This window comes from Streptomyces sp. NPDC001532 (assembly GCF_040298625.1).
GTDB lineage: Bacteria > Actinomycetota > Actinomycetes > Streptomycetales > Streptomycetaceae > Streptomyces.
The window spans coordinates 40,941-53,873 of sequence record NZ_JBEPAL010000041.1; the positions used below are offsets into that span (position 1 = coordinate 40,941).

The following is a 12,933-nucleotide window of genomic DNA, read 5'->3' on the forward strand; positions in this document are numbered from 1 at the left end:
GGCCCGGCTCACATGGCCAGAAAGGGCCCACACCGAGACCATGGTCCTCGTCACCGGCAGGCCGAAGGGATCCAGGATGTTCCGCAAGGTGCTGGTCGCCAACCGAGGCGAGATCGCGATTCGCGCGTTCCGCGCCGGCTACGAACTGGGCGCGCGCACGGTCGCCGTCTTTCCGCACGAGGACCGCAACTCGCTGCACCGGCTCAAGGCCGACGAGGCGTACCAGATCGGTGAGCCGGGCCACCCGGTGCGCGCCTATCTGTCCGTGGAGGAGATCGTGCGGGCCGCCCGCAGGGCCGGCGCGGACGCCGTGTACCCGGGTTACGGGTTCCTGTCCGAGAACCCGGAGCTGGCCCGCGCCTGCGCCGAGGCCGGCATCACCTTCGTGGGCCCGGACGCGGACACCCTCGAACTGACCGGCAACAAGGCCCGCGCGGTCGCCGCCGCACGGGCGGCCGGTGTGCCGGTGCTCGGCTCCTCGGCCCCCTCCACCGACGTGGACGAGCTGGTCCGCGCCGCCGAGGACATCGGGTTCCCGGTGTTCGTCAAGGCGGTCGCGGGCGGCGGCGGCCGCGGTATGCGCCGCGTGGAGGATCCGGCGGTGCTGCGCGAGTCCATCGAGGCGGCATCGCGCGAGGCGGCGTCGGCGTTCGGCGACCCGACCGTCTTCCTGGAGAAGGCGGTCGTCGACCCGCGCCACATCGAGGTGCAGATCCTCGCCGACGGCGAGGGCAACGTCATGCACCTCTTCGAGCGGGACTGCTCGCTCCAGCGGCGCCACCAGAAGGTGATCGAGCTGGCGCCCGCGCCGAACCTCGACCCCGCGCTGCGGGAGCGGATCTGCGCCGACGCGGTGCGGTTCGCCCGGGAGATCGGCTACCGCAACGCCGGCACCGTGGAGTTCCTGCTCGACCGGGACGGCAATCACGTCTTCATCGAGATGAACCCGCGCATCCAGGTCGAGCACACCGTGACCGAGGAGGTCACCGACGTCGACCTGGTCCAGGCGCAGCTGCGCATCGCCTCCGGCGAGACGCTGGCCGACCTCGGGCTCTCCCAGGAGACCCTGACCCTGCGCGGCGCCGCCCTCCAGTGCCGGATCACCACCGAGGACCCGGCCAACGGGTTCCGCCCGGACACCGGCCGGATCAGCGCCTACCGCTCCCCCGGCGGCTCGGGCATCCGCCTGGACGGCGGCACCACGCACGCCGGTACGGAGATCAGCGCGCACTTCGACTCCATGCTGGTGAAGCTCACCTGCCGGGGCCGGGACTTCACGGCCGCGATCGGCCGCGCGCGGCGTGCGGTGGCCGAGTTCCGCATCCGCGGTGTCGCCACGAACATCCCGTTCCTCCAGGCCGTGCTGGACGACCCGGACTTCCAGGCCGGACGGGTGACCACCTCGTTCATCGAGGAGCGTCCGCACCTGCTCACCGCGCGGCACTCCGCCGACCGCGGCACGAAGCTGCTGACGTATCTCGCCGACGTCACCGTGAACAAGCCGCACGGCGAGCGGCCGGTGCTGCTCGACCCCACCACCAAGCTGCCGCCGCAGCCGGCCGGGGCGCCGCCCGCGGGCTCGCGCGGGCGCCTCGCCGAGCTGGGCCCCGAGGGCTTCGCCCGCGCGCTGCGCGAGTCGCCGACCCTCGGCGTCACCGACACCACCTTCCGCGACGCCCACCAGTCGCTGCTGGCCACCCGGGTGCGCACCAAGGACCTGCTGGCCGTCGCCCCGGTCGTCGCGCGCACCCTGCCCGGGCTGCTCTCCCTGGAGTGCTGGGGCGGCGCCACCTACGACGTGGCGCTGCGCTTCCTCGCCGAGGACCCCTGGGAGCGGCTGGCCGCGCTGCGCGAGGCGGTGCCCAACATCTGCCTCCAGATGCTGCTGCGCGGCCGCAACACGGTCGGCTACACGCCGTACCCGACCGAGGTGACCGACGCGTTCGTCCAGGAGGCCGCGGCCACCGGCATCGACATCTTCCGCATCTTCGACGCGCTCAACGACGTCAACCAGATGCGGCCGGCCATCGACGCCGTACGGGAGACGGGCACGGCGGTCGCGGAGGTGGCGCTCTGCTACACCGCGGACCTGTCGGACCCCTCCGAGCGGCTCTACACCCTCGACTACTACCTGCGGCTGGCCGAGCAGATCGTCGAGGCCGGCGCGCATGTGCTGGCCGTCAAGGACATGGCCGGGCTGCTGCGCGCGCCGGCCGCCGCCACGCTGGTGTCGGCGCTGCGCCGCGAGTTCGACCTGCCGGTCCATCTGCACACCCACGACACGGCGGGCGGCCAGCTGGCCACCTACCTGGCGGCGGCCCAGGCGGGCGTGGACGCGGTGGACGGGGCCGTCGCCTCGATGGCGGGCACCACCTCGCAGCCGTCGCTGTCGGCGATCGTCGCCGCGACCGACCACTCCGACCGGCCCACCGGACTGGACCTCCAGGCCGTCGGTGACCTGGAGCCGTACTGGGAGGGCGTGCGGAAGGTGTACGCCCCGTTCGAGTCCGGGCTGGCCTCGCCGACCGGACGCGTCTACCACCACGAGATCCCGGGCGGGCAGCTGTCCAATCTGCGCACCCAGGCGGTGGCGCTGGGCCTCGGCGACCGCTTCGAGGAGATCGAGGCGATGTACGCCGCCGCCGACCGCATCCTCGGCCGTCTGGTGAAGGTCACGCCGTCCTCCAAGGTGGTCGGTGACCTGGCCCTGCACCTGGTGGGCGCCGGGGTGACGCCGGAGGACTTCGAGAGGTCGCCGGACCGGTTCGACATCCCCGACTCCGTGATCGGGTTCCTGCGCGGTGAGCTGGGGACCCCGCCGGGCGGCTGGCCGGAGCCGTTCCGCACCAAGGCGTTGAAGGGGCGCGGCGCGGCCAGGCCGGTGACGGAGCTGACCGACGAGGACCGCGACGGCCTGGAGAAGAACCGGCGCTCCACCCTCAACCGGCTGCTGTTCCCGGGCCCCACGCGGGACTTCGAGGCCCACCGGCACGCGTACGGCGACACCGGTGTGCTGGACAGCAAGGCGTTCTTCTACGGGCTGCGTCCGGCCAAGGAGTACGCCGTCGACCTGGAGCCCGGGGTGCGGCTGCTCATCGAGCTCCAGGCCATCGGCGAGGCCGACGAGCGCGGTATGCGTACGGTGATGTCCAGCCTGAACGGCCAGCTGCGGCCGATCCAGGTGCGGGACGTCGCGGCCGCGGCCGACGCGCCCGTCACCGAGAAGGCCGACCGGACCGACCCGGGCCATGTGGCGGCCCCGTTCGCCGGTGTGGTGACGCTGTCGGTGGCCGAGGGCGACGAGGTGGCGGCGGGCGCGACGGTGGCCACCATCGAGGCGATGAAGATGGAGGCCGCGATCACGGCCCCGACGTCCGGCCGGGTGAGCCGGCTCGCCATCAACCGCGTCCAGCAGGTGGAAGGCGGGGATCTGCTCGTCGTGATCGTCTGAACCACGCGGCACCGCAGCCCGGCCCCGCCCGCCGTCGAACCGACGGCGGGCGGGGCCGTTCTGTTGCCCGGTGAGGTTCAGCCACGGCAGCATGCTCATTTCTGCTCGCAACTCCTTCTTTTCGAGCACCTATTGACACGCGCGTCATGCGTGGACAAAGTCATGCGGCAGCAAGAGCAGCCGGCCGCCACGCATAAGGAGCGATCCGCGCCATGCCTGAAATCCCCGCTGTCTCACGCCGTGCCGTCATGGGCGGTGCCCTGGCCTCCGGTGCCGTCGTCGCCGGACTCGGCACCGGCGCCGCCGCCGCGCCCGCCTCCCTCACCGCGACAGCCGCGGCGGCGCCCGCGGCACCGGCCGCCGACCGCGCGCCGGACCGCCGGCCGGGCCAGAAGTCCATGACCGGCGTCCCGTTCGACGAACACCGCACGGTCCGCGTCGGCATGATCGGCCTCGGCAACCGGGGCCACGGCATGTCCTCGGGCTGGGCCGCCGTACCGGGCTGCACCGTGACGGCCGTGTGCGACATCCGCGCCGAGCGCGCCCGACGCACCGCCGACCGGCTCGTCGCCGAGGGCCGGCCACGGCCCGCCGAGTACGGCGGCTCCGCCGACGCCTACGCGCGCATGCTGCGCCGCGAGGACATCGACCTCGTCTACATCGCCACACCCTGGGAGTTCCACTACGAGCAGGGCCGCGCGGCGCTGCTGGCCGACAAGCACGTCCTGGTCGAACTGCCCATCGCCACCGAGCTGGACGAACTGTGGGACCTCGTCGACACCAGCGAGCGCACCCGCCGCCATCTGATCCTGTCCGAGAACTGCTCCTACGGCCGCAACGAGCTGGCGATGCTGAGGATGGCCCACGACGGCCTGTTCGGCGAGGTCACCAACGGCCACGGCGGCTATCTGCACGACCTGCGCGCGCTGTTGTTCTCCGACACCTACTACACCGACGCCTGGCGCAGACTGTGGCACACCCGCAGCACCGCGTCCTTCTACCCGATGCACGGCCTCGCCCCGATCGCCGCCGCCATGGACATCAACCGCGGCGACCGGATGACGGCCCTGCGGGCCACCGCCACCGAGCCCCGCGGCCTCGCCGACTACCGTGCGCGCTTCGTGCCGAAGTCCCACCCGAGCTGGAAGGAGACCTACGTCAACGGCGACCTCGTCACCTGCCTGATCGACACCGCGCGCGGCCGGGTCGTCCGCGCCGAGCACGACGTCAGTTCGCCGCGCCCCTACAGCCGTATCAACTCGCTCGCCGGCAGCCGCGGCATCTTCGAGGACTACGCGGGCGTCACGTCCGCGGGCGGCGGCCGGGTGTACATCGAGCCGGACCACAGCGGCCACACCTGGCGGGCGTTCGACAGCTACCTCAAGGAGTTCGACCACTGGCTGTGGCGGAAGATCGGCGACGACGCGGCCAACAACGGCGGACACGGCGGGATGGACTACGTCCTGCAATGGCGTACCGTCCAGCAGATGCGCGCCGGACTGGTCCCCGACATGGACGTCTACGACGGCGCCGTCTGGTGCTCACCGATCCCGCTGAGCGTCAAGTCGCTGGCGGCGGGCGGCCGTCCGGTCGCGGTGCCGGACTTCACCCGCGGCTCCTGGGTCAACCACCGCACGGGCCTGGACTCCCGGCCCGCCGAGATGCCGCCGGCCGGCTGAGTCCGGTCCGTCACCGGGCCGGTCGCCGGTGACGGTGTCCGGTCACCGGGCCGGTCGCCAGTGACGGTTTTCCAGCCGCTTCCGGGCTGTTTCGCGTCCATGGGCAACCCGGGGCCCCCTCTCGCCCTCCTCCAGCCCGAGGAGCGCCCGCACCCAAGGCGCTTCCCGTACGAGGATGTGAGGAGAGGGTCGTTGATACGTGCCCGGAAGACCTGGGCCGCCGCGATCGCCGCGGTGACGCTGGCGGGTGTGGCGCCCGCCGTGGCCCACGCCCGGCCGCAGCCGCCCGACGCCGCCGCCGTCGCGTCGTACGACGGCGGCGGTGAGCTGCCGCCCGGCTGGCGGATCACCACCACGGACGAGGGCGAGGCACTCGAGTGGCGTGCGCCGCGGCGCGTCCCGCCCGGCGACGCGCGCGTGGAGTTCCGCACCGGCGGCGGCCTGGTCGGCGTACCGGAGGCGGACGCCGACGGCCGCACCTTCCGGCTGCCCCTGAAGGAGGCCGCCATGAGCGCGCCCGGCGGGCTGACGGGTCTTCAGGTGGTGGCGGGCGGGCGCCGGCTGGACCGTGAACCGGCCGCCGCGGACCGGTCGGACGCCGCCGCGCCGCGCGCCCCGAAGCCGCCCGACCGGCTGCCCGCGAGCGCCGTCGACCCGGGCAGGCCGGGCCGGTACGGCACCACCACCGGCGAGTACGCCCTCGACCCGATCCGGCTGCCCGGCTACACCGCGCCCGTCGAGATGCGCGGACTGGTCGTCGCCCCGAAGGGAGCCACCGGCAAGCGGCCCCTCGTGCTCTTCCTGCACGGCCGGCACGCCACCTGCCACGTCCCCGGCGGGAGCGAGGCGGACGTCACGATCGACTGGCCCTGCGCCTCCGGCGCCCAGCCGATCCCCAGCCACCGCGGCTATCTGCGCGACCAGAAGCTGCTCGCCTCCCAGGGCTATGTGACGGTGTCCGTCGCCGCCAACGGCATCAACGGCCAGGACGCCGACGCCGAGGACGCGGGCGCACAGGCCCGCTCGTCGCTGGTGCGCACCCACCTGGCGCGCTGGGCGGGCTGGGCCGCCGCACCGGCCACCGCCCCCGCGGCCGTCCGCGAGGCGCCCACGGCCGATCTGTCCCGCGTCCTGCTCGTCGGCCACTCACGCGGCGGCGAGGGCGTCGACCGAGCCGCCCTGGACAGCCTCTACCCGCCCCCCGCCGAGCAGGACGGCCACCCCGCGCCGGCCCGCTGGACCATCCGCGGCACCGTGCTCATCGGCCCCACCGTCTTCGGCCAGAACCCGGTGCCGGACGTGCCGTCGCTGACGATCCTGCCGGGCTGCGACGGCGACGTCTCGGACCTCCAGGGCCAGGTGTACGTGGACGGCACCCGAGGCGTGAGCCGCGGCAAGGCCCTGCACAGCGCGGTCTACATCCCGGGCGCCAACCACAACTTCTTCAACAGCGAATGGACGCCCGGCGAGGCGACGGCTCCGGCGAGCGACGACTTCTGGGACGATCCCGCGGCCAAGGACCCGGTCTGCTCCCCGGGCAGCGCCACCCGCCTCACCGCGAAGCAGCAGCACCGCGCCGGCGCCACCTACATCGCCGCCGCCGCACGGCTGTTCGTCGCCGGTGACGACCGGGTGCGCGAGCTGATCGACGGCACCGGCCGCCGGGCCCAGTCGGCCGGTCCCGCCCGGGTCCTGACGCACGCGGTGGGCGCGGGCCGCGGTGCCGGGTTCCGGCCCGACGACACGGTGAAGGTGACCGGCGGACGGCTGTGCGCCGCGGTCGACCCGGACCCTCGCGCCGCCTGCCTGGGCCGTGACGCGTCCGGCGCGTCACCGCACTTCGCGCGCTGGTGGCCGGAGCGCGAGGCCGGACGCCGGGCCGTCGCGCTGCGCTGGACCGCACCGGGTGCCGCGACCCTGATCCGTCCCGGCAAGGCCGTCTCCCTGAAGGACGCGAAGAGTCTCGCGCTGCGCGTCATCGTGCCGCCGAACAGCGAGGACACCCGTCTCGACGTCGCCGTCACCGACGCGGCCGGCCGGCGTGCCGTCCTCGGCGGGGTCCGGATCGACGGGCTGCCGGGCAGCGAGCGCACGGCCTCCCACTGGGCCCAGGAGCTGCGCGTGCCGCTGGCCGTCGCCCGGCAGGCAGGACTCGACCTCGCGCGGGTCACCACGCTGGAACTGACGCCGCGTTCACGCTCGGGCCAGGCGTGGCTGATGGACGCCCACGCCTGGAGCCCGGGCACGCCGGCGGTGCGGCCGGCCCCGCTGACCCGGGTCGACATCGGCCGCACGACGGTCGACGAGGGCGACTCGGGTGTGCGCACCTATCAGGTGCCGGTGCGTGTCTTCGGCCCGGGCAGCGGCACGGTGCGGCTGTACGTCGTGGACCCGGAGACCGGAGCGACCCGGCACCGGCTCGTCCGCCTGCGGCCCGGACACCCGGTCACCGAGGTGACGGTCCGCGTGGAGGGCAACCCCCGCTACGGCTACGACGTCTCGCACAACCTGCTCGTGAAGGCGGTCCGCGGCGCGGTCGTCGGCTCGTACTCCGGTGGTGTCACGGTCCGCAACGACGACCCGATGCCGCGGATCGACGTGACGCCGGTGGCCGCCGACGTCACCGAGGGCAAGCCGCTGCGCTGGAAGGTCTCGCTCTCCGCGCCCGCCGACGTGCAGCTGACGGCGTCGCTGGCGGTCGCGTCCACGGGCGGCCGGCCCGAGCTGTCCACCGGCGACCTCGACCCCGCGTGGCTGCGCGACATGATCGGGGAGGTGCCCGAGCACGAGGTGCCGCTCTCCCGGCTGGAGTACTTCGGACTGTGGGCCGCGGTCCCGCCCGGTGGCCGGAGCGCCGAGGTCTCGATGCCGACCGTCCGCGACCGGCGCGCCGAGCCCGCGGAGTACGTGGTGCTCCAGCCGACCGACGACGAGGGCGCGCCGCAGGGCCCGCCGGTGACCGGTACGGTCCACGACGCGTCGTAGCTCTTCCGGTTCGCGCGGCTCCGGCGGGACGGTCGTCCCGCCGGAGCCGTTTTTCGCGTCGCCGGACCTCTGGCGGACGCGCGTAGACCTCGGGCATCATCTGGGCTGCACCGCCTGCACAGTCACCTCATAGGCAACTCGGTTTCTCGCAGGAAGGGTTCCGCATGAAGGCCCACAAGGCCCGCCAGGCCCTCAGGGGCGGGAGGATCCGCTCGATCCTGACCGCTCGTGCTCCTCGTCACCCCGGGAATCGTCGTCGTCGGCGGCGCCGGCGAGGCGTTCGCCGTCACCAAGATCAGCCATGCCACCGCGACCTCGATGTTCCGTGAGGTCGGCATCACCTGGTCGTCCTCCGGCGGCTGCTCCGACCGCAACAACTCGACGTGTACGTCCTTCGAACAGCTCAACCTCGCCACCGCCCAGGGCGCCCAGACCCTGAAGCGGGCCAGCGGGTGCGCGCTGAACATCACCGGCGGCACGGAGACCGGGCACGCGTCCGGCACGTACTCGCACTGGAACGGCTACAAGCTCGACTACAGCAAGTACACCTGCATCGGGAACTACATCAAGAACACCTTCACGTACATCGGGGTGCGCGGTGACGGCGCCCCGCAGTGGCGGTCCGGCTCGGGCAACATCTACGCCGACGAGGGCAACCACTGGGACGTCCTGTACTACAACTGCGGCGGCTGCTGAGCCTCTTGGCCGCCAGATCCTGAAAGCGCGTGCAGGGCCGTGAGCCCTCGGCGCGACCACCGCGTGCCCGCTCGGAACCGGGAGATCACCCGGGTGCCGCGCGGGCACGCGTGTGCGGAACCGGCCATGGTCACCCACGGCCTCAACGGGGCTCTGAGCGGCCGGGAGAAAGCGGTTCACCGCCGATTCGCCCGGCCGAAACATGACCGAAACACTGTTCCCCCGGCAACTATGCCAACGCCCGCTGGCGCCTTTAACCTGACTCGTCAGTAACCCTCGCACCGCCTTCCGCGGCGTGGCCTCCGCGCGACCGCTCACGCGCTCCCGCTCACGCCGCCGATCGACCACGCCCCTCCCTCACAGGGCGCTCTTTTTCGCGATCGAAAGGACAAAGGGGATGAAAGACGTGCAAGGCAGTCAGGTTGTCGGCCGGATCAGGTGGAGACGATTCGCTCTGCTCGCCGTGCCCGGCTGCGCCGCCACCGCCGCCCTCGGGATCGCGCTGGCGCAGGGCGTGCTCGCCGCCTCGTTCGCCGTCTCGGGCCAGCAGTTCAAGGTCTCCGCCGACCGGCTCACCGGCCAGGGCTTCGCCCAGTACGGCAACATCGACACCAACGCCCGCAACGACCTGCTCCCGGTCGCCACCGTCGGCATCAGGACCGCGCGGATCGACAGCCTCTGCCAGTCGGTGGTCACCAGCCTGCCGGTCCTCGGCGACGTCTCGCTCAACCTGACCGCCGGAACCGGCGCCACCCCGGTCGAGGCGGAGAACCTGTTCCTCGACGCCACCCAGCTGGAAGGCAACGCCTCCTTCCACAACATCGAGATCGGCCGGGACGCCTCGACGCTCGACAAGGGCCCCGACGGCGCCCAGGGCATGCAGGACGCCTTCTCCCAGCAGGCCGACGACATCACCATCTCCGACCTCAAGCAGGTGGCCTGGGCCGCCAACGCCGGCACCTTCAAGCTGTCCGGGCTCAAGATGAAGATCTCGAAGGGGAAGACGGAATGCTTCTGAGCCGGCACGCCTGGCGCACCTGGCGCCGCAGCCGGCCCTTCTGGGGCGGCCTGGTCACCGTGCTCGCCGGAGCGGAGATCACCGTCCTGCCCCTCGCACCGCTCGAGGTCATGCTTCAGCAGGGCATCGCCGGACTCCCGTCCGTCCTGCTCGGGCTGATGATCATCATGATGGGGCTGTCCGCCTGGGTCGCCCCGCACTACCGCGGCCTGGCCGGCGCGGTCACCGTGCTCCTCGCCGTCGCCGCCCTGGTCATGTCCAACCTGGGAGGGTTCCTGCTCGGCACCCTCCTGGGCATCGTCGGCGGTTCGATGATCTTCGCCTGGCAGCCGCTGCCGGCCGCCTCGGAGCCCGCGCCGCCCACCGCCGAGACACCACTCCCCGACCCGCACCCCCACCCGTCCCCCGACGGCACCACCCGGCACCACGACGCACCGACCGCTCATCCGACATCCGTCGAACAGCTCTGAAGGGAGCACGACATGGCACTGCGTCCCCACAGTGCGCGAGCCCTGCTGGCCACCGCCACCGGAGCCGCCGCGACCGCCGCACTCCTGATCGCCGGATCGGCCGCGGAGGCACAGACCGCGGCCGCCGCCTCCACCACCGTCACCCCGGCCGGGCACGCCTACAAGGCGACGTTATCCGGCAAGGCCACGTTCAAGGCCGGCTCGGTGACGCTCACCTGCTCGGTCTCCACCACGACGGGCCAGGTCCCCGCCGCGCCCGGCAACCAGAACGCCGCGGGCCCGGTGTCCTCCACCATCGCCGCCCCGGCCTTCAGCTCCTGCACCTCGAGCCTGCCCGGGGTGACCCCCACGATCACCACCAGCGGCACCTGGGGCATCTCCGTCCAGAACGGCAGCCCCTCCACGGCGACGCTGACCGTCCCGCAGGGCGGCCTGGTCGTCAAGACCACCGGCCTCGCCACCTGCACCATCGTCTCCGCCCCGAGCGGTGCCGCGCCCATCGCGGGCACCTGGACCAACGGGGCGCCCTCCAGCCTGTCGTTCGTGAACGCCGTGGTGCCCGTGACCGTCACCGGCACCTTCGGCTGTCCGACCAGCGCGACGACCTCCACCGTCAACCTGGCCTACACCGTGGCCGACACCACCGACCCCACCCAGCAGATCACCGTCGGCCCCTGACCCCACACAGGGTGCGCGGACCCCACCCGCGCACCCGCCACGGGCCCCATGGGCCCGCGGTTCGTGACCCCGCCCGACGGCGGCGGGGTCACCACCGAAGGACGAGCCGCCGGGGCGAACGGAAGCCGCGACCTGACACGCCGTCGGTCTCCAGGACGACACCCGGCAGTCGGCCGGTCGCCGTCACCCGGAGCAGCGCGTCCACCAGCTCCCCGGCCTCCAGCGCCGCGAGGTGCCGGCCCAGGCAGATGTGCGGGCCGGTTCCCATGGCCAGGTGCGGCCGCGGCGGCCGGTCCGGGTCGAACCGGTCGGCACGGGCCCACCGTCGCCCGTCCCGGTTCGCCGACGCCAGGTTGACGCAGACCAGGTCACCGGCGCCCAGCCGCTCGCCGTACAGCTCCGTGTCAGCGACGCACCGGCGCAGCGCCCACGTCAGCGGGCTCTCCCAGCGCCGGCACTCCTCGATCACGGCGGACGCACGGGACGCGTCCCGGCGCACGGTCTCCAGGACCCGCGGATCGGCCAGGGCGACGTACATCAAAGTGGCCAGGGAGCGGAAGGGCGGCTCCGTACCGGTGGACAGCAACAGCCGCACCGCGGGCAGCAGTTCGGCACCGGTGCCCACCTCCGGGTCGTCGCAGCGCAGGAGCCGTCCCACCAGACTGTCCGCCGGCCACGCCGACGGGGTGCCGAGCCAGTCCGCCATCGCGCCGGCGATCTTTCCGTCGGTGTCGTCGAGCAGCCCGACCGCCCAGGTGTACAGGGTGCCGACGCGGGTGCCGGGCGGGAAGCCGATCAGGTCCGCGATCGTCGTCAGCGCCGCCGGGAAGGCGACCTCGGCGACCAGGTCGCCGCCGCCCCGGTCGGCCAGGAGCCGCAGCCGCGACACGAGGTCGGTGCGGAGCCGGGCCCGAAGCTCCGGCACCTTGTGCCGGTGGAAGCCGCCGTGCAGGGCGTTCTTCCACACCCGGTGCTCATGGCCGTCCATCTCCAGGAAGGACCGTCCGATCACCCGGCCCATGCTGTCGTCGTACGCGGAGGACGAGAAGGCCTGCTCGTCGCGCAGGACCCGCTCGGCCGCCGCGTAGGACACCACGTGCCAGACCGGGAGCGCGTCCGCGCCGGAGACGTCCGCGCCGGAGACCTCCGCGCCGAGGAACACCCGTTCCAGCGTGGACCGGTGCACCGCGCCCCGCTCGCGCAGCGCCGCGAACTCGGCGTGCGGGTCACCGGCCAGCGGTCCCCGGTCGTCCGCGTCGAAGGCGCGGACCAGCGCGTACGCCTCGGCGATGTCCGCCTCGACGCCGCCTGGGCCGACGTCGAGGACGGCGGGTACGGCCGTCACGAGGCCTCCGGGAGATGGCGCACGGCGGTGCACAGGTGCCGTTCCGCCGGGCGCCGCAGCCGGTTGCCGACCACGGCGGACGGTTCCGGGGCCGGCTCGTGGATCTCGAAGCCCAGCCGGGTCAGGAACGCCCTGCCGGGTGCCCAGCCCCGCGGGCAGGTCGCCGTGACCCGCCGGGTCCCGCGGGCGGCGGCAGCCCGCAGCAGATACCGTGCCGCCCGGGTGCCGAGGCCCTGTCCACGGGCCCGCGGGGCGAGGAGGAAGAGGCCCACCGAGCAGGTGGCCGTCTCGGGATGGTCCTCGACGGCGTCGACCAGGCCGACGAGGACGTCCTCACGGACCAGCACCAGAAGGTGCTTGCGCTCGTACGACGCTCCCTCCGGCAACGAGTAGTACAGGCTCTGCACGTCCGCGGGCAGGGCGGGCGAGCCGGTGGCGGTGACGAGATAGTCGTCGCAGGCCGCGAGCAGCCGGGCCGCGTCGGGTTCGTCCTCCGGCCGCAGCGCCCGCACGGCCAGCGGGCCGGGCCCGGGAACGGGGCCCGGAACGGGAGCGAGGTCGGAAACGGGATCGGGAATAGAGCCGGGATCGGGAACGGGGAACTGCTCCAC

General features: G+C 73.3%; 9 protein-coding genes. 7 read left to right on the plus strand and 2 right to left on the minus strand.

Annotated elements, in window-relative coordinates:
* Window positions 1-76: 76 nt before the first annotated feature.
* From ABT232_RS29995 to ABT232_RS30025, 7 genes are all read left to right on the plus strand, one after another.
* Window positions 77-3,451: a pyruvate carboxylase gene (locus ABT232_RS29995; RefSeq protein ID WP_351845550.1), complete on the plus strand. Its 3,375-nt coding sequence runs from the start codon at window positions 77-79 to the stop codon at window positions 3,449-3,451.
* 212 nt (window positions 3,452-3,663) lie between these two features.
* Window positions 3,664-5,130 carry a Gfo/Idh/MocA family protein gene (locus ABT232_RS30000; protein ID WP_351845552.1) on the plus strand — a complete coding sequence of 489 codons (1,467 nt, stop codon included), beginning with the start codon at window positions 3,664-3,666 and terminating at the stop codon, window positions 5,128-5,130.
* A 192-nt stretch (window positions 5,131-5,322) separates the two neighbouring features.
* Window positions 5,323-8,115 (plus strand): alpha/beta hydrolase, encoded by a 2,793-nt coding sequence (locus ABT232_RS30005; RefSeq protein ID WP_351845554.1) that lies wholly within the window; start codon window positions 5,323-5,325, stop codon window positions 8,113-8,115.
* Between the two features lie 228 nt (window positions 8,116-8,343).
* Window positions 8,344-8,811: a hypothetical protein gene (locus ABT232_RS30010; protein WP_450872055.1), complete on the plus strand. Its 468-nt coding sequence runs from the start codon at window positions 8,344-8,346 to the stop codon at window positions 8,809-8,811.
* 397 nt (window positions 8,812-9,208) lie between these two features.
* On the plus strand, window positions 9,209-9,829 hold the full coding sequence (locus tag ABT232_RS30015) for a DUF6230 family protein (RefSeq protein ID WP_351845556.1): 621 nt from the start codon (window positions 9,209-9,211) through the stop codon (window positions 9,827-9,829).
* Entirely contained in the window at window positions 9,820-10,299 is a 480-nt protein-coding gene (locus ABT232_RS30020) for a DUF6114 domain-containing protein (RefSeq protein ID WP_351845558.1), read from the plus strand. The genes ABT232_RS30015 and ABT232_RS30020 overlap by 10 nt, the downstream gene beginning before the upstream one ends.
* Window positions 10,300-10,311: 12 nt before the next feature.
* Complete coding sequence (locus tag ABT232_RS30025; protein WP_351845560.1) at window positions 10,312-10,977, plus strand: hypothetical protein; 666 nt, start codon at window positions 10,312-10,314, stop codon at window positions 10,975-10,977.
* Between the two features lie 88 nt (window positions 10,978-11,065).
* Here the strand turns inward: ABT232_RS30025 and ABT232_RS30030 are convergent, their stop codons facing one another.
* Together ABT232_RS30030 and ABT232_RS30035 are read right to left on the minus strand one after the other, a co-directional pair.
* Window positions 11,066-12,322 (minus strand): cytochrome P450, encoded by a 1,257-nt coding sequence (locus ABT232_RS30030; RefSeq protein WP_351845562.1) that lies wholly within the window; start codon window positions 12,320-12,322, stop codon window positions 11,066-11,068.
* Complete coding sequence (locus tag ABT232_RS30035) at window positions 12,319-12,933, minus strand: GNAT family N-acetyltransferase (RefSeq protein ID WP_351845564.1); 615 nt, start codon at window positions 12,931-12,933, stop codon at window positions 12,319-12,321. Before ABT232_RS30035 ends, ABT232_RS30030 begins: the two co-directional genes overlap by 4 nt.

Bases quoted from the DNA above. Each gene is read 5' to 3' on its own strand.
- ABT232_RS29995 (WP_351845550.1), top strand. From the start codon at position 77: ATGTTCCGCAAGGTGCTGGTCGCCAACCGAGGCGAGATCGCGATTCGC.
- ABT232_RS30000 (WP_351845552.1), top strand. From the start codon at position 3,664: ATGCCTGAAATCCCCGCTGTCTCACGCCGTGCCGTCATGGGCGGTGCC.
- ABT232_RS30015 (WP_351845556.1), top strand. From the start codon at position 9,209: ATGAAAGACGTGCAAGGCAGTCAGGTTGTCGGCCGGATCAGGTGGAGA.
- ABT232_RS30020 (WP_351845558.1), top strand. From the start codon at position 9,820: ATGCTTCTGAGCCGGCACGCCTGGCGCACCTGGCGCCGCAGCCGGCCC.
- ABT232_RS30025 (WP_351845560.1), top strand. From the start codon at position 10,312: ATGGCACTGCGTCCCCACAGTGCGCGAGCCCTGCTGGCCACCGCCACC.